14 protein-coding genes are annotated in these 20,847 nt (G+C 62.9%); 2 read left to right on the top strand and 12 right to left on the bottom strand.

Annotation, left to right across the window (positions count from 1 at the left end):
- Nucleotides 1–4: 4 nt before the first annotated feature.
- The 9 genes from gltB to BLR94_RS09805 form a co-directional block, all read right to left on the bottom strand.
- Nucleotides 5–4,453 (bottom strand): glutamate synthase large subunit, encoded by a 4,449-nt coding sequence (gene gltB / locus BLR94_RS09845; RefSeq protein WP_084304624.1) that lies wholly within the window; start codon nt 4,451–4,453, stop codon nt 5–7.
- A 232-nt stretch (nt 4,454–4,685) separates the two neighbouring features.
- Complete coding sequence (locus BLR94_RS09840; RefSeq protein WP_084304625.1) at nt 4,686–6,293, bottom strand: AAA family ATPase; 1,608 nt, start codon at nt 6,291–6,293, stop codon at nt 4,686–4,688.
- Between the two features lie 7 nt (nt 6,294–6,300).
- Nucleotides 6,301–7,407 carry a 3-dehydroquinate synthase gene (gene aroB / locus BLR94_RS09835; RefSeq protein WP_084304626.1) on the bottom strand — a complete coding sequence of 369 codons (1,107 nt, stop codon included), beginning with the start codon at nt 7,405–7,407 and terminating at the stop codon, nt 6,301–6,303.
- Nucleotides 7,408–7,457: 50 nt separating this feature from the next.
- Nucleotides 7,458–7,976 (bottom strand): shikimate kinase AroK, encoded by a 519-nt coding sequence (gene aroK, locus BLR94_RS09830; RefSeq protein ID WP_084304627.1) that lies wholly within the window; start codon nt 7,974–7,976, stop codon nt 7,458–7,460.
- A gap of 3 nt (nt 7,977–7,979) precedes the next feature.
- The gene (locus BLR94_RS09825) at nt 7,980–10,154 is read right to left on the bottom strand and encodes a type IV pilus secretin PilQ (protein WP_084304628.1); all 2,175 of its coding nucleotides are present in this window, start codon (nt 10,152–10,154) and stop codon (nt 7,980–7,982) included.
- Between the two features lie 54 nt (nt 10,155–10,208).
- Nucleotides 10,209–10,727: a type 4a pilus biogenesis lipoprotein PilP gene (gene pilP / locus BLR94_RS09820; protein ID WP_084304629.1), complete on the bottom strand. Its 519-nt coding sequence runs from the start codon at nt 10,725–10,727 to the stop codon at nt 10,209–10,211.
- A complete protein-coding gene (gene pilO, locus BLR94_RS09815) occupies nt 10,724–11,347 on the bottom strand; it encodes a type 4a pilus biogenesis protein PilO (protein ID WP_084304630.1) in 624 nt (207 codons plus the stop codon). The genes pilP and pilO overlap by 4 nt, the downstream gene beginning before the upstream one ends.
- A complete protein-coding gene (locus BLR94_RS09810) occupies nt 11,344–11,916 on the bottom strand; it encodes a PilN domain-containing protein (protein ID WP_084304631.1) in 573 nt (190 codons plus the stop codon). The genes pilO and BLR94_RS09810 overlap by 4 nt, the downstream gene beginning before the upstream one ends.
- Nucleotides 11,916–12,980 (bottom strand): pilus assembly protein PilM, encoded by a 1,065-nt coding sequence (locus BLR94_RS09805; RefSeq protein WP_084304632.1) that lies wholly within the window; start codon nt 12,978–12,980, stop codon nt 11,916–11,918. The genes BLR94_RS09810 and BLR94_RS09805 overlap by 1 nt, the downstream gene beginning before the upstream one ends.
- 182 nt (nt 12,981–13,162) lie before the next feature.
- On the opposite strand from BLR94_RS09805, the gene BLR94_RS09800 reads away from it, so the two are divergent.
- Entirely contained in the window at nt 13,163–15,601 is a 2,439-nt protein-coding gene (locus tag BLR94_RS09800) for a penicillin-binding protein 1A (protein WP_084304633.1), read from the top strand.
- A gap of 100 nt (nt 15,602–15,701) precedes the next feature.
- Here BLR94_RS09800 and BLR94_RS09795 read toward each other — a convergent pair whose 3' ends face one another.
- The 3 genes from BLR94_RS09795 to rpmE all read right to left on the bottom strand — a co-directional run bounded on the left by BLR94_RS09795 (nt 15,702) and on the right by rpmE (nt 18,234).
- Entirely contained in the window at nt 15,702–16,970 is a 1,269-nt protein-coding gene (locus tag BLR94_RS09795; RefSeq protein WP_084304634.1) for a malic enzyme-like NAD(P)-binding protein, read from the bottom strand.
- 227 nt (nt 16,971–17,197) lie between these two features.
- Nucleotides 17,198–17,995, bottom strand: a complete 798-nt coding sequence (locus BLR94_RS09790; protein ID WP_084304635.1) for a thermonuclease family protein — start codon at nt 17,993–17,995, stop codon at nt 17,198–17,200.
- Between the two features lie 26 nt (nt 17,996–18,021).
- Entirely contained in the window at nt 18,022–18,234 is a 213-nt protein-coding gene (gene rpmE, locus BLR94_RS09785) for a 50S ribosomal protein L31 (protein WP_042552353.1), read from the bottom strand.
- Between the two features lie 348 nt (nt 18,235–18,582).
- On the opposite strand from rpmE, the gene BLR94_RS09780 reads away from it, so the two are divergent.
- Nucleotides 18,583–20,802, top strand: coding sequence for a primosomal protein N' (locus BLR94_RS09780; RefSeq protein ID WP_084304636.1), 2,220 nt, complete (start codon nt 18,583–18,585; stop codon nt 20,800–20,802).
- Nucleotides 20,803–20,847: the final 45 nt, after the last annotated feature.

Genomic DNA, 20,847 nt, shown 5'->3' with positions numbered 1-20,847 from the left:
CTGCTTATTGCGGGTTGGCGCGGATGCTGGAGAGCAGCGACTTGAGGTTCGCAGCCTTGGGTTTGACCAGCCAGAACTTGCGCAGGTAGTCGTCCAGGTTCTCCAGCAGATTGCGGCCCCACTCGCTCGACGTCTCTTCGACGTACTCGGCCAACACCCGCTCCAGGTGGCTACGGTAGGCCTCCATGGACTCGCTGTTGATGCGCTGAATCTCGACCAGCTCATGGTTCACGCGGTCGTAGAAGCTATTGTCCAGGTCGAGCACGTAAGCGAAACCACCGGTCATGCCGGAACCGAAGTTGTAGCCGGTCTTGCCCAGCACGCAGACGAAACCGCCGGTCATGTATTCGCAGCAGTGGTCACCCACGCCTTCCACCACGGAATGGGCGCCGGAGTTGCGCACCGCGAAGCGCTCACCTGCAGTACCCGCCGCGAACAGCTTGCCACCGGTGGCACCGTACAGGCAGGTGTTGCCGATGATGGCACTGTCCTGGGTCTTGAACGGGCTGCCTTTGGGCGGCACGATCACCAGCTTGCCAGCGGTCATGCCCTTGCCGACGTAATCGTTGGCGTCGCCTTCGAGGTACAGGTTCAGGCCACCGGCGTTCCACACCCCGAAGCTCTGCCCGGCAGTACCCTTGAAACGGAAGGTGATCGGCGCCTTGAGCATCCCCTGGTTGCCATGCACCCGGGCGATTTCGCCGGAGACGCGGGCCCCGATGGAACGGTCGCAGTTGCAAATGTCCAGTTGGTAGTCGCCACCACTGGCGCTGTCGATCGCCGATTTGGCCATCGCCAGCATCTCTTCGGCCAGCAGGCCCTGGTCGAACGGCGGGTTGCGGTCGACTTCGCAGAACTGCGGCTTGTCGGCCGGGATGTGATCGCTACCCAGCAGTGGGGTCAAATCCAGGTGGTTCTGCTTGGCGGTTTCACCCGGCAGGATGTCCAGAAGATCGGTACGTCCGATCAGCTCGCCCAGGCTGCGCACGCCCAGCTTGGCCAGCCACTCGCGGGTTTCCTCGGCAACAAAGGTGAAGAAGTTCACCACCATGTCGACGGTGCCGATGAAGTGATCCTTGCGCAGCTTGTCGTTCTGCGTGGCCACGCCGGTGGCGCAGTTGTTCAGGTGGCAGATGCGCAGGTACTTGCAACCCAGGGCGACCATCGGCGCGGTACCGAAGCCGAAACTCTCGGCGCCGAGGATGGCAGCCTTGACCACGTCCAGGCCGGTTTTCAGGCCACCGTCGGTCTGCACCCGCACCTTGCCGCGCAGGTCGTTGCCGCGCAGGGTCTGGTGGGTTTCCGCCAGGCCCAGCTCCCAGGGTGCGCCGGCATACTTGATCGACGTCAGCGGCGAAGCGCCGGTGCCGCCGTCATAACCGGAAATGGTGATCAGGTCGGCGTAGGCCTTGGCCACACCGGCGGCGATGGTGCCGACGCCGGCTTCGGATACCAGCTTGACCGAGACCAGGGCGCTGGGGTTGACCTGCTTGAGGTCATAGATCAGCTGCGCCAGGTCTTCGATCGAATAGATATCGTGGTGCGGTGGTGGCGAAATCAGGGTCACGCCCGGTACCGCATAGCGCAGCTTGGCGATCAGACCGTTGACCTTGCCACCCGGCAACTGGCCGCCTTCGCCTGGCTTGGCGCCCTGAGCCACCTTGATCTGCAGCACTTCGGCATTGACCAGGTATTCCGGGGTCACCCCGAAACGGCCGGTGGCGATCTGCTTGATCTTGGAGCTGCGCAGGGTGCCGTAGCGTGCAGGATCTTCACCGCCCTCACCGGAGTTGGAGCGCGCGCCGAGGCGGTTCATCGCCTCGGCCAGTGCCTCGTGGGCTTCCGGCGACAGCGCACCCAGGGAGATACCGGCGGCGTCGAAACGCTTGAAGATCGACTCCAGCGGCTCCACCTCGTCGATGGACAGCGGCGTATCGGCCAGCTTGACCTGCAACAGATCACGCAGCATCGACACCGGGCGGGTATCCACCAGCCTGGTGTACTCCTTGAAGGTTTCGTAGCTGCCCTGCTTGACTGCCGCCTGCAGGGTGTTGACCACGTCCGGGTTATAGGCGTGGTACTCGCCACCGTAGACGAACTTCAGCAGGCCACCCTGCTGGATCGCCTTGCGATTGTTCCAGGCCTCGCCCGCCAAGGCTTTCTGCTCGGCTTCCAGGTCGACGAAGCGCGCGCCCTTGAGGCGGCTCGGCACGCCACGGAAACACAGGCCGGTGACCTCGTCGGCCAGGCCGACCGCCTCGAACAGTTGCGCGCCGCGGTAAGAGCCGACGGTGGAGATGCCCATCTTCGAGAGAATCTTCAACAGGCCCTTGGAAATGCCCTTGCGGTAGTACTTGAAGACCTCGTAGAGATCGCCCAGCACTTCACCGGTACGGATCAGGTCGCCCAGCACTTCGTAGGCCAGGAACGGATACACCGCCGATGCGCCGAAGCCGATCAGCACCGCATAGTGATGCGGGTCGCGTGCGGTGGCGGTTTCCACCAGGATGTTGCAGTCGCAGCGCAGGCCGGTCTCGGTCAGGCGATGGTGTACCGCGCCGGTGACCAGCGCGGCATGCGCCGGCAGCTTGCCCGGCGCGATGTGACGGTCGGTCAGCACCAGCAGCACCTTGCCGGCGCGCACGGCTTCCTCGGCCTGGTCGGCCATGTTGCGCACGGCCGCTTCCAGGCCGATCGACTCGTCGTAGTTGAGGTCGATGACCTGCCGCTCGAATCCCGGGCGCTCCAGGTTCATCAGGCTGCGCCACTTGGCCGGGGAGATCACCGGCGAGCTGAGGATCACCCGCGATGCATGCTCTGGCGACTCTTCGAAGATGTTGCGCTCGGCACCGAGGCAGATCTCCAGCGACATGACGATGGCTTCGCGCAGCGGGTCGATCGGCGGGTTGGTGACCTGCGCGAACTGCTGGCGGAAGTAATCGTACGGCGAGCGCACGCGCTGGCTCAGCACGGCCATCGGCGTGTCGTCGCCCATGGAGCCGACTGCCTCCTGGCCCTGCTCGGCGAGCGGGCGCAGCACCTGGTCACGCTCCTCGAAGGTGACCTGGAACATCTTCATGTACTGCCTGAGCTGATCAGCCTCGTAGAAGGCTGAACCATGGTCGTTGTCTTCCATGGTCGCGCGGATGCGCAGCGCGCTCTTGCGCAGCCACTGCTTATAGGGGTGGCGGGACTTGAGACGGTTGTCGATGTCGTCGGTGGTCAGCACCTGACCTGTCTCGGTGTCCACGGCGAGAATCTGGCCCGGGCCGACACGGCCCTTGGCGACCACGTCCTCGGGCTGATAACTCCACACGCCGATTTCCGAGGCCAGGGTGATGTAGCCGTTGGTGGTGGTCACCCAGCGCGCCGGGCGCAGGCCGTTGCGGTCGAGCAGGCACACGGCGTGTCGACCATCGGTCAGCACCACGCCTGCCGGGCCATCCCAGGGCTCCATATGCATGGAGTTGTATTCGTAGAACGCCCGCAGGTCGGCGTCCATGGTCTCGACGTTCTGCCAGGCTGGCGGAATGATCATGCGCACGCCGCGAAACAGGTCGATGCCGCCGGTGACCATCAGCTCGAGCATGTTGTCCATGCTCGAAGAGTCCGAGCCCACCCGGTTGACCAGCGGGCCGAGCTCTTCTAGGGCGGGGATCTGGCCATTCTCGAACTTGGTACGACGCGCCTGTGCCCAGTTACGATTGCCGGTGATGGTGTTGATCTCGCCATTGTGGGCGAGAAAACGGAACGGCTGGGCCAGCGGCCACTTCGGCAGGGTATTGGTGGAAAAGCGCTGGTGGAACACGCAGATCGCGGTCTGCAGGCGCTCGTCACCCAGGTCCGGGTAGAACTGCTGCAGGTCGGCCGGCATCATCAGGCCTTTGTAGATGATGGTCTTGTGCGAAAAGCTGCAGATGTAGTGTTCGCTGTCCGCAGCGTTGGCCACCGAGGAGCGGCGCCGGGCACAGAACAGCTTGATGGCGAAATCCTGGTCGCTCAGGCCATCGGCACTGATGAACACCTGTTCGATCTGCGGCAGGCGCTCCAGGGCCAGGCGGCCGAGTACGCTGGTATCGATGGGCACCTTGCGCCAGCCGACCAGGGTCAGGCCGGCCGCCAGGATCTCGCGGTTCATGTTGTCGCGAGCAGCGCTGGCCTTGGTCTCGTCCTGGTTGAGGAAGACCATGCCTACGGCATATTGCCTGGGCAGTTCGACCCCGAAGGTGTCCTTCGCCACGGCGCGCAGGAACAGATCGGGCTTTTGGATCAGCAAACCACAGCCATCACCCGTCTTGCCGTCGGCATTGATGCCGCCACGGTGGGTCATGCAGGTCAGTGCTTCTATCGCCGTCTGCAAGAGGTGATGGCTGGCCTCACCCTGCATGTGCGCGATCAGGCCGAAGCCGCAGTTATCCTTGAACTCATCAGGATGGTACAGACCTGCTTTCATAGGGAACTCTCACCAGACTGCCTTATTCGGCATTTTTCTTTCTAATTCAACCCAATTACCCTGCGCGCAGGTCGATGCGCCCGGCTTTGCACAGGCAAACGGAGGTCATTGTACATAGCGAGAGAGGCGTCACAAAGAACAATGTGACGAAATATCGGAATGAAATGTCGCAAAAATGAAAGAGAACCCGTCCACGGATGCAGTCGCTGCGCCCGTGGCGGGCTTGATCAGCCTAAGGCGCCATCTCCTGCGCGACGCTGGCGAAGGTCTTCGGCCAGGGCTTGCCGGCCTGCACCTTCGCAGACAGGGTCTTCACCGCCGCCTGGGCGGCATCGCGGCTGGCAAAACTACCATAAGTGATGACGAAAAGCGGCTTGCCCTGGTGGATCTTCTTGAAGTAGCGGTACTGCGCGCCGTTCTGACTGATGAAGGAACGTGCACTGGCTTCCGTACTGGTACCGAGAACCTGCAGGGTGAAGTGGCTCTTGTTCTGCGCCGCATACCAGCCATTGCCTGGCGCTGCACTGGCAGCGGCTGGGGCCTGGGCGGCAGGAGCGGGCTTGGCCACAGGGGCCTGTTGAGCCGGCTTCGGCTGCTCCACAGGCTTGGGTTGCTGCGCGGGCGGCGCGGATGCCTGAGGCGTCCTGGCCGGAGCAGGCGTGGCGGGCGGCGCAGTCGCGGGCGCTGGCTGGGACGCCGCTGGAGGGACTGTCACGGGCGTACTGGTGACCGGCTCGGGGAGTTCCACAGCGGCCTCCCCGTCGGTTTCCCCGGCGGCCTGGGCCAGTGGCTGACGAATCACCGGTTGCGATTGTCCAACCAGCGGAAGGGGCAGGGGCTGGTTGCTGCCGGCGAACTCGATGGCAGGCCGGCCATCGGCAGCCTGCTCGGTGCCAGGCAGGGCCGCCTGCGACTCGGGCTGTTGTTGCGACTGCTGCGCTGCATCGACTGGCAGCGGCGCTTGTGGTGCAGGAGCATCGTTAGACCCCGAACGCCCCTGCATCAACAGCGCCGCGACCACACCGATACCGACCACTGCCAGCGCCAACAGATGCTTCTTCGGCAGGTTGAAGGAGAAACCGCCCGCCTTCGCCGCCCCCCGGCGCGACGCCATGGCGTCGATCAGAACATCACGCGCCACCCGGTTGATCTCGCCGGGCCAGCCGCCCGAGCGATCATGAATCAGCTCGACCTGCTCATCGGAAAACAGCTCGATACCCTGGGCGGCACCCTCGAGACGTAGCGCCAGGTACTCGCGGGTTTCGTCCTCGGTGTAAGGCTGAAGTTCGATGACGTGGAATACCTCTTCCGCATCGGCCAGAGCGTCCAGACGGGAGATGAGATCGCTGTCGGCAAACAGAAAGACGTGGGGACGCCCTTCCGTATTGCCCTGCGCCAGTATCAGCAACGCCTCCAGCGCAGCGTCACTGAGTTCCTCGGCATCGTCGATCAGCAGATAGACTTCCTGCCCGGTCAGCGAAAGCTGGCCGACCTGCGCCAACAGCGATGCGTGATCCGTCTGCTGAGTGTTGAGGCCCTGGGCGATATGCCGCATCAATGTCGCTGGATCGGCAGCCCCCTGTGCAGAAACCACCACGTTGTGCACGGCCTGCTTGTTGGTGCTGGCCACCAGCGCCTGACGCAGCAGGGTCTTGCCACTCCCCTCGGGGCCCGTCACCACCAGCAGCAACTGGCTGTAACGTGCCAGATGATGCAACTGCCCGAGTACCGGCTTGCGCTGCGCCGGGAAGAACTTGAAACCCGGCACCCGCGCCGCGAACGGATCATGGGTGAACTGATAGTGGTCGAGAAACGCTTCGTCGGCGTGCAGACTGGTCATTGAATACTCACTGATTGTTAAGCCGGGCCACCAGTGCCGGGTAGTCGGCAGCCAGGGTGGCACTCAATATGTCCCGTGGATAGTCACTGGTCACCACCGCCTCGCCCAGCGAGCGCAGCAGAACCAGACGCAACTGGCCATCCAGCACCTTCTTGTCGACAGCCATGTGCTCGAGAAAGTCCGCGGGGGTCATTTCCTGCGGCGGCACCACCGGCAGGCCTGCCGCCAGAAACAGGCGAATGCCGCGGTCACGCTCTTCGGCAGTGATCCAGCCCAGCCGCTGAGACATCTCCAGCGCCATCGCCGTTCCCGCCGCCACTGCCTCGCCATGCAACCAGACGCCATAGCCCATATGGGTCTCGATGGCATGCCCGAACGTGTGCCCGAGGTTGAGGGTGGCCCTCACACCGGTCTCCCGCTCGTCGGCCCCCACCACCCGCGCCTTGGCGGCACAGGAGCGTTCGATCGCCTGGGTCAGTGCAAGCGGGTCCAGGCCACGCAGCGCTGACATGTTCGTTTCGAGCCAGCCGAGAAAGGGCTCATCGCAGATCAGACCATACTTGATCACTTCCGCCAGCCCCGCCGACAGCTCCCGGGGTGGCAAGGTATGCAGGCTACGGGTGTCGATCAGCACGGCCTGAGGCTGGTAGAACGCGCCGACCATATTCTTGCCGAGCGGGTGATTGATACCGGTCTTGCCGCCGACCGAAGAGTCCACCTGGGACAGCAGGGTAGTCGGGATCTGGATGAAATTCACGCCACGCTGATAACAGGCGGCGGCGAACCCGGCCATGTCGCCTATCACCCCGCCGCCCAGCGCGATGACCGTGGTACGGCGGTCATGGCGCGCAGCGAGCAGGCCATCGAAGATGATTTGCAGGGTTTCCCAGTTCTTGAATGCTTCACCGTCGGGCAGCACTACCGAGGTGACCCGGTAATCCGCCAGAGTCGCCTGCAGCGTCGACAGGTACAAGGGTGCGATGGTTTCGTTGGTGACGATCGCCACCTGGCGACCGACGATATGTGGCGCCAGCAGATCGGCACGACCGAGCAGGCCGGCACCGATATGGATGGGGTAGCTGCGCTCAGCGAGATCGACATGAAGTGTTTGCATGGAGCCCCCGATTGAAAAGGGCGCTAGGATAACGCAGTTAGGCCCTGTCATTAACGCGGTGCCAGCGCTTCCAGCCGCTCGAGAATTTCCTGAACCACCATACGCGGCGGGCGCTCATCGGTCTCGATGATCACATCGGCGATTTCCCGATACAGCGGATCACGAATGGCGAGCAGGTCGGCCAGCACCAGCCCGGGATTGGGCGTGCGCAGTAATGGACGATTACGGTCACGTGCCGTGCGATCGATCTGCTGCTCGACGGAGGCATGCAGATACACCACCCGCCCACCGGCGCGCAGCGCTTGCCGGTTCTGTGGCCGCAGCACCGCGCCCCCCCCGGTCGCCAACACCAGCCCGTTGGACTGGCAAAGCGAGCAGATCACCGCCTGCTCGCGCTCGCGAAACCCCTGCTCACCCTCGACATCGAAGATCCAGGGTATGTCGGCACCGGTACGCTGTTCGATCTCCTTGTCGGAGTCCTTGAATGGCAACCGCAACTCTTTGGCAAGCAAGCGCCCGATGGTGCTTTTTCCAGCACCCATCGGGCCGACAAGGATCAGATTACGCACTAATTACCGACTCACGGCCACCGCGGAAGTGTTCATGATGCGTGGGGTGATGAAAATCAGCAACTCGGTCTTGCTATCGGTAATCGTGTCGCGACGGAAAAGGCGTCCGAGGTAGGGCACATCCCCAAGGAAAGGCACTTTCTCGGTTGCCTTGGTTTGAGTGTTTTCAAATACCCCGCCGATCACGATGGTTTCGCCATCGGAGACCAGCACCTTGGCGTTGACCTCGTTCTTGCTGATGGGCGGAACCCCGTTCAGCTGATTCTGGTAGTCGGGTGCATCCTTGTTCACCTTCACTTCGATGATGATGCGATTGTCGGGAGTGATCTGCGGCGTCACTTCCAGCGACAAGGCAGCCTCTTTGAAAGATGTCGAGGTAGCGCCACTGGAGCTCGCTTCCTGATAGGGGATTTCCTGCCCCTTGAGGATCTTCGCCGTTTCCTTATCCGCAGTTACCACCTTGGGTTGGGAGACGATTTCACCATTACCCGAACTTTCCATGGCGGAAAGCTGCAGATCAATGATGGCGCTGTTGGTGATAAAACCAATACCGATGCCCGAGGTGCTGTTCGCAACGCCCATGTCAACGAAAGGTGTCGGAGAGTTGGAATCACCAGATGTGGGACGAGTACAGTTGCCAGCGAATGGCCCACAGGTAGCACCGTCCTCATCCTCTATCCCTAAGTTGCCGTCCTTACCGTAGGATCTCCAACGGGATCCCGCACTACCGAGTGTGCCGCCCCAACGAACCCCCAGCGCCTTGCTGTAATCGACGTTGGCCTCGACGATCCGTGCCTCGATCATCACCTGGCGAACCGCCACGTCCAGTTGCGCCACGATTCGGCGCAACTCGTCCAGACGCTCCTGGGTCTGGTAGGCGATGATGCTGTTGGTGCGGTCGTCGACGGTAATCGAGCCGCGCTCATCCACCGGACCGGCGGCGCCGCTGGCCCCGGTCACCGACTGGAACAGCTTGGCCATATCGGTGGCCTTGGCGTAGTTGACCTGGATCAGCTCGCGACGCAGCGGCGCCAGCTCGGCAATCTGCTTCTGCGACTCCAGTTCTTGCTTCTCCCGGGCGGCGATCTCTTCGGCTGGCGCCACCAACAGCACGTTACCCACCTGGCGTTTGTCGAGGCCCTTGGTTTTCAGCACCAGATCCAGCGCCTGATCCCAGGGCACGTTCTGCAGACGCAGGGTGATATTGCCGGCCACGGTGTCACTGGCAACCAGATTGAGGTCGGTGAAGTCGGCGATCAACTGCAGCACCGAACGCACGTCGATGTCCTGGAAGTTCAGCGACAGTTTCTCGCCGGTGTAGGCGAACCGCTCGGCCTGGCGCTTCTCGGCGTCTTCCTGGGTCAGCGGCTTGACGCTCAGGGTCAGCTTGTTCTCGGTCTGGTAGGCCAGGTAGTCGAACGACCCGACCGGCTCGATGACGATGCTCGCATCATCACCGGTGCCGCTGGCGCTGACGAACTGCACCGGCGTGGCGAAGTCCTTGACATCCAGGCGCACACGGAGGGCTTCCGGCAACTGGGTGCGATTGAAGTTCAGCACGATCTTGCCGCTACGCTCCTGAATATCGGGGCTGACGGAGGCATCGGAGAGGTTGATGACGACGTTGCCCTCGCCCTGCTCACCACGCTGGAAATCGATGTTGCGGATCGCCTTGTTCACCGCGCCGAACACCTTCGGCGCTGCGGGAGCCGCAACCGGTGTAGCAGCCACGGGGGCGGGGCGGGCAGCAGCCGGCGCACTTGCCGGGGCGGCAGCGGCGCTGGCTGCGGTAGTGGCGACACCGGTCCCGACCTGTACGAACAGGTTGTTGCCTTCGGTACGGGTATTGTAAGGCGCCAGATTGGTCAGGTTGATGATCAGTCGGGTGCGATCCTTGGCCTCGACGACGGTAACGCTGCGGGCATTGCCCATCCCCAGTTCGCGGTTCTTGGCGCCCAGCTTGTTGGCGACCCCAGGCAGATCCAGGGCGATGCGGGCTGGCTGCTCGATGGTGTAGCCACGCGGTGCGCTGACCGGCTCGTCGAACGACAGTTTCAGCTCGACACGGTCACCCGGCAGAGCTGCGACATCCAGCGCTTGCAGGTTGGCTGCCAGCGCTGCAGGGGAGAGCAGGATCGCCAGCAGCGAAACGCCGAGACGCGAAAAAGAGCTGTTCATGCTTGGGTTCCGTTTGGCAGACCGGTTATTTCTGTTCATGCTTCACCTCGCTCCTCAGGAGCGCTCCTTCAGAGTGAGGGTACGGGGGCGTTCGAGCCAGCCACCATCACCATCAGGGACGATTTCGACGACGTCGATCTTGGCACTGTCGATGGCGACGATACGGCCTTCATTGCGCCCCAGGTAGTCCCCGACCCTGACGCGATGAACCCCACCGGCTCCGCTGACCAACGCGAACGAACCGCTGTTGTTGGCCAGCGTACCCACCATCTCGAAGAGTTCGATATTGAAGCCTTCGAGGAACTGCTTGACCCGGGTTTCGTCCGGTTTGATTTCCTTGCTGCCCTTGGTCCGGCTGATCGGATCGATCTTCACGGGCGGCTGGAACGGGCTACGCAGGGCCGCGGCGCTATAGGTGAAGCTTTCATAGGGCTCGGGTTGTGGAAGTGGCTCGATCTGGCCTTTCGGCCGTGCCCGCACCTCATCCATATAGGCCTGCAGATCACTGAAGTCGCCGCTACCGCAACCGCCCAGGCTGAGCAACAGTAGGCTGGACAAGAAAACCCGCTTCATGGATGTGCACCCTTGTCATTGTAGCGATAGGTCTTGGCCAGGATACTCATGCGCAGCTTGGACGTGCTGCCCTGCTCGGCGGGAACCAGCTCGAAATCATGCAACGTGACGATACGCGGCTGACTGGCGACCCCGCTGACGAAAGTCGCCAGGTCGTGGTAGCCACCCACCACCTTGATCTGGATGGGCAGCTCGATATAGAACGGCTGGGTGACTTCCGGCAGCAGCTTGATTTCCTCGAATTCCAGGCCGCTGTCCAGACCGATACGGGTAATATCCTCGAGCAGCCCCGGCACCTCGGTATCGCTCGGCAATTGCTTGAGCAGTGCACCGAACGACACCTCCGCTTCATTCATCTGCTCGCGATAAGCCTCGAGGTTGGCTGCCTGGAATGCCTTGCTGGAGAACTGCTCCTTGAGCGTTTCCTCATCCATGCGCTGCTGATCGAGGTTCGCCTGAAGGTCTTTCAGGTGGAAGTTGTAGCCGAGCGCCAACACCAGTACCACGGCAATCATGCCGGCAATGACCTTGACCGCGGAGGGCCAGGAACCGATGTTGTTGAGGTCGAGATCATTGAAATCGATCTTGCGCAAGCTCGCCAGGGAATCGTTCAGACTCATGGCTTGACCTCCGCTTCTTCACTGGCAGGCCGCGACTGCTGCACGGTCAGTTGAAAGGTGTTGGCCTGGTCCACCGCGCCGGCGGTAACCGCCTTGACCTCGGTCAGGTTCGGCAATGCCAGCCAATCCGAGGCATCCATGTCGCGCATCAGCTTGGAAACACGACTGTTCGACTCGGCCGCGCCGACGATGGCAATGGTCTTGTCGGTCATCTTCACGGCCGTGAAATACACACCATCGGGAAGCGTTCGCACCAACTGGTCGAAGACATGCCCGATGATCGGACGATTGCCCTGCAAATCCTGAATGATCTTCATGCGCTCCAGTAGCTGCTGGCGACGTGTGCGCAGCTCACTGATTTCGGCGATGCGCTTATCCAGCACAGCGATCTCCTTGCGCACGTAATCGTTGCGTGCCTGCTGGTTCTCGATCTCGCCATTGAGGTACTGATCGCCCAGAAACACCAGGCCCGCGGCGACTACCAGCAAACCGCCCAGGCAAACCAGAAAGCGTTGCTTGCGTTCTTCGCGGAGCTGCTCGCGCCATGGTAGGAGGTTGATCCGTGCCATCAGTCGAAACTCCTCATCGCCAAGCCGCAGGCAATCATCAGCGCCGGCGCGTCGCTGGCCAGCGCCCCGGCATTGACCTTGCCGCTCAGGGCCATGTCCGCGAACGGATTGGCAACCAGGGTCTGGGTGCCGATCTTCTGCTGGATGAGCCGGTCGAGATCGGGAATCGAGGCCGTGCCGCCCGCCAACAGGATGTAGTCGACATCGTTGTACTGGCCAGCAGCGAAGAAGAACTGCAAGGAACGGGATACCTGCTGCACCAGGGCATCCTTGAACGGCTGCAGCACCTCGCTGTCATAGTCGTCAGGCAAACCGCCCTGCTTCTTGGCGAGGCCGGCCTCATCGACGGAAAGCCCGTAGCGACGCTGGATTTCCTCGGTCAGTTGCCGGCCACCGAACAGCTGCTCACGGGTGTATATGGTGCGTCCGTTATGCAGCACGCTGAGCGTTGTCATGGTTGCGCCGATGTCCACCACTGCAACGGTCAGATCGTCATGCACACCGCCAAGCTGTTCGGCAAGCAATCCATAGGCGCGCTCCAGCGCATAGGCTTCGACATCCACCACCTTGGCGGTCAGCCCGGCCAGAGCCAGCGCGGCCTCGCGAACCTCGACGTTCTCCTTGCGGCAAGCAGCCAGCAGCACATCGACGCGCTCGGGATTGCGAGGAGATATGCCCTGGACCTCGAAATCGATCGCCACTTCCTCCAGCGGATAAGGAATGTACTGATCGGCCTCGAGCTTCAGCTGATTTTCCAGCTCATCGTCGGAAAGCCCCGCGTCCATCTCGACGGTCTTGGTGATCACCGCCGAACCGGCCACGGCGACGGATACCGAGCGCACGCCGGTCTTGGCCTTGCTCAGAACCCGTGCGAGCGCGTGACCGACACCCTCGAGCTCGGCAATGTTCTTTTCGACGACAGCATTGGCAGGCAGCGGCTCGACAGCGTAGGCCTCTACCTTGTAGCGGCTCCCCGAGCGACTCAATTCGAGGAGTTTGACGGAGGTCGAACTTATATCGATCCCCAAAAGCGTGTTCGCTTTCTTACTGAAGAGCCCTAGCACGACCGATTTCCTATTCACATCCATAACTTACGGACGATTTATATTTTTCCACATTAAATAGCAGACTTGACAGAAGCGCAAATGGCTCCCCAGCAAAAAAAACGCTTATAATGTGATCAGTTTTTTGCCCTTGCGCCTCGTCTTCCGCTTAACTCATTCTTTTATCTGGAAATCCAAAAATCTTGATGCGTTTGCTGAAGTTTTTCTGTTGGTCCGTCATCGCTGTTTTTTGTGCGCTACTACTCAGCCTCAGCGGTGCCTTCCTCTACCTGAGCCCGACTCTACCCTCTGTCGATGCCCTGCGCAGCATAGAGCTGCAGATCCCGCTTCGGGTCTACAGCAGCGATGGAAAGCTCATCGCGGAATTCGGGGAAATGCGCCGCTCCCCCATTGCCTTCGCCGACATTCCGCCTGACTTCACCAGTGCGCTGCTCGCCGCAGAGGACGACAACTTCGCAAACCATTATGGCGTTGATCTTACAAGCCTGATGCGCGCTGCCACGCAATTATTGAAAACCGGTCAAATTCAATCGGGCGGCAGCACCATCACCATGCAGGTGGCGAAGAACTTCTTCCTCACCAGCGAACGAAGTTTCTCGCGCAAGATCACCGAGATCCTCCTGGCTCTGCAGATCGAGCGCGAGTTGAGCAAGAATGAAATCCTCGAGCTCTACGTCAACAAAATCTATCTGGGCCATCGCGCCTACGGTATCGAAGCCGCCGCACAAGTCTATTACGGCAAGTCCATTCGAGACTTGAGCCTGTCGCAGCTTGCGACGATAGCCGGTCTCCCCAAGGCACCTTCGGCCTTCAATCCGCTGACCAATCCGACCCGCGCCAAGGAGCGCCGCGACTGGATCCTCGGCCGCATGCACCGCCTGGGCCGCATCGATCAGGCCCGCTACGAAACGGCCCTTGCCGAGCCGGTGGACGCCAGCTACCACGTACCCACTCCCGAGGTGCCGGCGCCCTACGTGGCCGAAATGGCGCGTGCCGAGATGGTCGGCCGCTATGGCAGCGACGCTTATACCCAGGGTTTCAACGTCACCACCACGGTACCCAGCGACCTGCAACTGATGGCCAACAAGGCGCTGCGGGACGGCTTGATCGACTATGACCAGCGCCACGGTTATCGCGGCCCGGAAAGCCGATTGCCCGGCATGACCCGGGAAACCTGGCAGGCCGAGCTGAGCAAGCAGGGCCTGCGTGGCGGTCTGGAACCGGCCATCGTCACCCAGGTCGAGAAAAGCGGCATTCTGGTACTGACGCGCCGCGGCGCCGAAGAGGCCGTGTCCTGGGACAGCATGAAATGGGCTCGCCCCTTCCTCAATACCAACAGCCTGGGCCCCAGGCCACAGCAGCCAGCGGACGTGGTGCAGGTCGGCGACCTGATTCGCGTACAGCGCCAGGACGATGAAAGCCTGCGCTTCGTGCAACTGCCAAGCGCACAGAGCGCCCTGGTTTCCCTCGACCCGCACAATGGTGCGATTCGTGCCCTGGTCGGCGGCTTCTCTTTCGAACAGAGCAACTACAACCGCGCCGTACAGGCCAAGCGCCAGCCAGGCTCCAGCTTCAAGCCATTCATCTACAGCGCCGCACTGGACAGTGGCTACACCGCCTCCAGCCTGGTCAACGATGCTCCGATCGTCTTCGTCGACGACTACATGGATCAGGTCTGGCGCCCGAAGAACGACAACAACACCTTCCTAGGCCCCATCCGCCTGCGCGAGGCGCTCTACAAGTCGCGCAACCTGGTGTCGATTCGCCTGTTGCAAGCCATGGGTATCGAACGGACGCTGCGCTACATCGAGCGTTTCGGCTTCAACCGCCAGGACCTGCCACGCAATCTGTCACTGGCGCTGGGCACCGCCAACCTGACCCCCATGGAAATCGCCACCGGCTGGACAACGTTCGCCAACGGCGGGCACAAGGTTCAGCCATACCTGATCCAGCGCATCGACAATCGCCATGGCGACCCGCTGTTCATCGCCAATCCGCCAAGCGTGCCGAATGCCGAACAACCGCCAGTGCCGCCACCGGTCAATGAAGAGGGCGTGATGAGCACCGCAGAAGCCAAGCCCGAACAATTGCCGGAGGCACCCGAACCGGCCGCGGCCGAGCGCATTCTTGACGAGCGCACCGCCTATATCATGACCAGCATGCTGCAGGACGTGATCAAGCGCGGTACCGGGCGCCGCGCCATGGCCCTGGGCCGAACCGACCTGGCCGGCAAGACCGGGACCACCAACGATTCCAAGGACAGCTGGTTCTCCGGCTACAACGCTGATTTCGTGACCACCGTGTGGGCGGGCTTCGACCAGCCGGAAAGCCTGGGGCGCAACGAATACGGTGGAACCGTGGCACTGCCGATCTGGATGAACTACATGGGCGCCGCGCTCAAGGACAAACCCGCCCACGCGCCAGCCGAGCCCGAGGGCATCCTCACCCTGCGTGTCGACCCTCACAGCGGTCGCGCTGCGGCACCGGGAACGCCAGACGCCTACTTCGAACTGTTCAAGAGCGAGGACTCGCCGCCGCCCATGAACGAACTCGACCCAGGCATGGGCGCCCCCGGCAGCCCGCTGCCGGCCGACGAGGCCGCCCCGATCGACCTCTTTTGAATCGCGGCAAGCGGCACCACGCCACACGCCTCGAATAGAAAGCCGTTAGGCAATAAAAAACCCGCCGAAGCGGGTTTTTTATTGCCTAACGGCCGATCACTCAGCCGTTGAACACATCGGCAACCGACTGCAGCGGATAGTGCTTCGGATAGGGCAGCGTCGCCACACCACTTTCAATGGCCGCCTTGGCCACTGCATCGCACACCACGGTGATCAGACGCGCATCCATCGGCTTGGGAATGATGTACTCACGACCGAACTGCAGAGCGATACCGCCGTAGGCATCGCAGACTTCCTGCGGCACCGGCAGCTTGGCCAGTTCGCGCAATGCGTTGGCTGCAGCGATCTTCATCTCTTCGTTGATACGGGTGGCGCGAACGTCCAGGGCGCCACGGAAGATGAACGGGAAGCCCAGTACGTTGTTGACCTGGTTCGGGTAATCGGAGCGACCAGTGGCCATGATCACGTCGTCACGGGTGGCATGCGCCAGCTCCGGCTTGATCTCCGGATCAGGGTTGGAGCAGGCGAACACGATCGGATTGGGTGCCATCAGCCTGAGACCTTCGGCACTCAGCAGATCCGGACCGGACAGGCCGACGAACACGTCGGCGCCAGTCAGCGCGTCATCCAGGGTACGCTTGGAGGTCTCGGTGGCGAACACCGCCTTGTACTGGTTGAGGTCATCACGGCCGGCGTGGATCACACCCTTGCGGTCGATCATGAAGATGTTCTCGACCTTGGCACCCATGCTCACCAGCAGCTTCATGCAAGAGATGGCTGCCGCGCCGGCCCCCAGGCAAACGATCTTGGCTTCCGGCAGGGTCTTGCCAGCGATCTCCAGGGCGTTGAGCATGCCGGCCGCGGTGACGATCGCGGTACCGTGCTGGTCATCGTGGAAAACCGGGATATCGCACTGCTCGATCAGGGCGCGCTCGATCTCGAAGCACTCGGGTGCCTTGATGTCTTCCAGGTTGATGCCACCGAAGGTGATGGAGATGCGCTTCACGGTATCGATGAAGGCCTGCGGGCTCTCGGCATCGACCTCGATGTCGAACACATCGACACCGGCAAAGCGCTTGAACAGCACGCCCTTGCCTTCCATGACCGGCTTGGATGCCAGCGGCCCCAGATCGCCCAGGCCGAGGATCGCGGTGCCGTCGGAAATGACTGCTACCAGGTTGCCTTTACCGGTGTAGCGGTAGGCGAGCTCCGGATCGCGAGCGATCTCGCGCACCGGCTCGGCGACGCCCGGGCTGTAAGCCAGAGAGAGATCACGGGCAGTGGCGGTAGGCTTGGTGAGCTCGACACTCAATTTACCCGGACGGGGTTTCTCATGGTAGTCGAGAGCGGCAGTTTTCAGATCAGACATGGTGGCATTTCCGCTTTTTAGGGCTATTGGACTGGCAGGCGGCCGAGGATACGCAAGTTGCAGGGGCCTGCACAAGACCATGCAGTCAGCCTGCAAACGTGTCTCGGCGATCCGTTTTGAAGCACTGGCAGGGCCACGGCCCGCGGCCACCATGCAGCTTGCCGGCCGACGCAGACGCTCCCGTCATCGTCGTCAGGGAAGCTCGATGAACAGCGCCAGGCCAGGCCTCAGCGCAACACCTCGAGCATGGCGCCGTGGGTCAGGGGCAGCATCCAGCGCGCCTGGCCAACCTTGAGGCCGCCGCGCCGGGAACGGTCGATCATCCAGCCACGCGCCTCGATTCGCTTGCCCTGCAAGCCACCCAACAGCGCAGCATCGAAGCTGCCCGATACCTGTGGCGCGATGCGCAGCACCACCGAGTGACCCAGCTCGATCCACACTCCACCCCGATTGCGCTCGACCCGCTGCACCTGCCCTTCGAGCAGGACGAAACCGGGGTTGCGCACAGCCCGCGCCGGCAAGGGCCGCAGCTGCGCCCAGAGCCCGGCATGCGCACGCCGCGCCTGACGCTCGGCCTCGCGGTGACAGGCCACCAGCGCGGCATTCGGCGTAACGGCCACCATCTGGCCGAAACCCTCGGCCAGCATCTGCGCCTCCAGGTTGGTGCCACGACGGTCATACAGATGAGCCAGGGTGCGCCCGTAACGATCCTTTTTCTGCTCGCCCGCCTTCACCCCCACACGGCCGTCATTGGCGGCGACCAGCTGGCTCAGGCGATCCCGGGCGGCTTCGGCAAGCGGCTCCGCAGCCCGCCCCTTGCGCGCCAGCTCCGGGGCATTGATACCGATCAGGCGAATACTGCGACCATCCACCAGGCGCAGGGTGTCGCCATCCACCACCCGCTGCACCTTGACCTGCGCCAGCTTGCCCGGCGCCGGGCAGAACGCCTGGGCCGGCAGGCAAACGGCAGAAACGAAGAAGGCGCCCACAAGGGACGCCTTCTTCAATAGTGCGAAAACAGCCATCGGGGCTTTCTTCGCTGTCCGGGCGCTTACTTGGCGCCGAACACACCGAAACGCTGCTTGAAGCGGTCGATACGGCCGCCTGCGTCCAGCACTTTCTGCTTGCCGGTGTAGAACGGGTGGCACTCGGAGCACACGTCCAGGCTCAGCGGCTTGGCCAGGGTGGAGCGAGTCTTGATGACGTTGCCGCAGCTGCAGGTGGCGTCGATGGCAACGTATTCCGGATGGATATCGGCTTTCATGATTCTTTCCTCGGGTCTTGTGCCGCCACCCGACTGGATGTCAGGTACCGCACGTAGGTTGGCCGCGGATCATACCAGAGCGCACCCGTGATGCAAGCTGCAGAATCCGCCGGCCGTCGCCAAAGGCGCAGGCCATCGAAAACCTCTGCGTGGCGGTCAGCGTATGGCGCTGGCGACCCGCAGGAACAGGCGAAAAGCGCAGCACAGGCTGTAAAGTAAGCACCACTCGCTCCGCTCGCCCTTCGCGCTGCAAACGGCTTGTCGAGTCTGACGTAACGCGGTGATGGCAACGTAGGTAGTTTTTCAGCGGCCTGCTAATATCGCGCCTCGCCTGCCTGGAGCCTACGCGTGCCCGACGCCATCCTGCGACTCGCCCTGCCCTCGCCGCTGCGACGCCTGTTCGACTACCTCGCCCCGCCCGGCGTATCGGCCCGCGACCTGCGCCCTGGCGCGCGGCTGCGCGTACCGTTCGGGCGCCGCGAGATGATCGGCGTGCTGATCGAGCTCAGCGAGCATAGCGAGGTACCTGCCGACAAGCTCAAGCCCGCCCTGCAACTGCTTGACCTGCAGGCGCCCATGCCGCCGGCACTGCTACGCCTGTGCCAATGGACGGCGCAGTATTATCAGCACAGCCTGGGTGACACGCTCAGTTGGGCATTGCCGGTACTGCTGCGTCAGGGCGAGCCGGCCGAAGCGCGCCAGGAGCGCTTCTGGCTGATCGCCAAGGACGCCCGCCTGGATGACCCGCGGCTGGCCCGGGCGCCCCGCCAACGCGACGCGCTGAAGACCATCGCCCAACACCCACATGGCGTCGCCCATCAGTTGCTAGGCCAGTTGCAGATCAACCGTGACAGCCTGCAGCTGCTGCAGGAAAAGGGCCTGGTACGCGTCGAGGTTCGCCGCCTGAGCAGCCCGGAGCGGCATGCCAACTGGCTGGCTCAGCCGGAACTGCCACTCAACGCCGAGCAGCGCGCGGCAGCCGAGGCAGTGCGCGCTGGCTTCGACAGTTTCAATGCCTTTCTGCTTGCCGGCGTGACGGGCAGCGGCAAGACCGAGGTCTACCTGCAACTGATCCGCGAGACACTGGAGGCTGGCAAGCAGGCACTGGTACTGATTCCGGAAATCAACCTCGGTCCGCAGACCCTGGCGCGCTTCGAGCGCCGCTTCAACGCGCGCATCGCCCTGCTGCACTCGGCGGTCAACGACCGCGAGCGCCTGGACGCCTGGCTGGCCGCCCGCGATGGCGAGGCCGACATCATCATCGGCACGCGCTCTGCGCTGTTCACGCCGATGAAGCGGCCAGGCCTGATCATCATCGACGAAGAACATGACTCGTCCTATAAACAGCAGGAGGGCCTGCGCTACCACGCCCGCGACCTGGCCGTGGTACGTGCCCACCAGGAAAACGTACCGATCGTGCTCGGCTCGGCCACGCCCTCGCTGGAAAGCCTGCACAACGCCCACAGCGGCCGCTACGCACTGCTGCGCATGAATCAGCGCGCCGGTGGCGCCCATCCGCCACGCTTCCTGCGCCTGGACATCAAGAGCCGCCCACTCGACGCCGGCATGTCCCCACCACTGCAGCAGGCCATCGCCCAGACCCTGGCGGCCGGCCAGCAGGTGCTGGTGTTTCTCAATCGACGCGGTTTCGCGCCGACCCTGCTGTGCCACGAATGCGGCTGGCTGTCGCAATGCCCACGCTGCGACGCGCGCATGACCGTGCACCAGCGCAGCCGTGAATTGCGCTGCCACCACTGCGGCCATGCCGAACGCCAGCCGAGCAACTGCCCGAGCTGCAACAACGTCGACCTGCGCCCGGTCGGTGCAGGTACCGAGCGGGCCGAAGAGCGGCTGGAAATCCTGTTTCCCGAGGTGCCGGTGCTGCGGGTCGATCGCGACAGCACCTCGCGCAAGGAAGCGATGACCACCCTGTTCAACACCGTCCAGCGTGGCGAGCCGTGCATCCTGGTCGGCACCCAGATGCTCGCCAAGGGGCACCACTTCCCGCGGGTGACCCTGGTGGCCATCCTCGATGCCGATGGCGGCCTGTTCTCCGCCGACTTTCGCGCCAGCGAGCGCATGGCACAACTGATCGTCCAGGTGGCTGGGCGTGCCGGGCGCGCGGAGGAGCCGGGCAAGGTGATCATCCAGAGCCACCTGGCCGACCATCCCCTGCTGGTGCAACTGACCGAGCAGGGCTACTTCGCCTTCGCCGACCAGGCCCTCAGCGAGCGCCGCGCCGCCGGCCTGCCACCGTTCTGTCACCTCGCCCTGCTGCGCGCCGAAGCGCACAAGCCCGGCCAGGCCGAAGACTTTCTCGACGAGGCCTGCAACGAAGCCGAGCGATGGCTGGGCGAGCTCGGCCTGAGCGGTATCGAGTTGCTTGGCCCGGTGCCCGCTCCCATGGAGCGCCGCGCGGGTCGCTACCGTGCCCAGCTGCTGCTGCAAGGCAACGCCCGCGCGCCCCTGCACAAGCTGCTCGCCCACTGGCTGCTGGTATTGGAAGGCCTCCCCAGCGGGCGTGCCGTGCGCTGGTCGCTGGATGTCGATCCGATCGATCTTTTTTGAGCGGCAAACACCGGACAGCCAGCCCAGTGGTGCAAACGTGGCATG

Source organism: Phytopseudomonas flavescens, assembly GCF_900100535.1.
GTDB lineage: Bacteria > Pseudomonadota > Gammaproteobacteria > Pseudomonadales > Pseudomonadaceae > Aquipseudomonas > Aquipseudomonas flavescens.
This window is presented reverse-complemented; position numbering and strand designations above follow the sequence as displayed.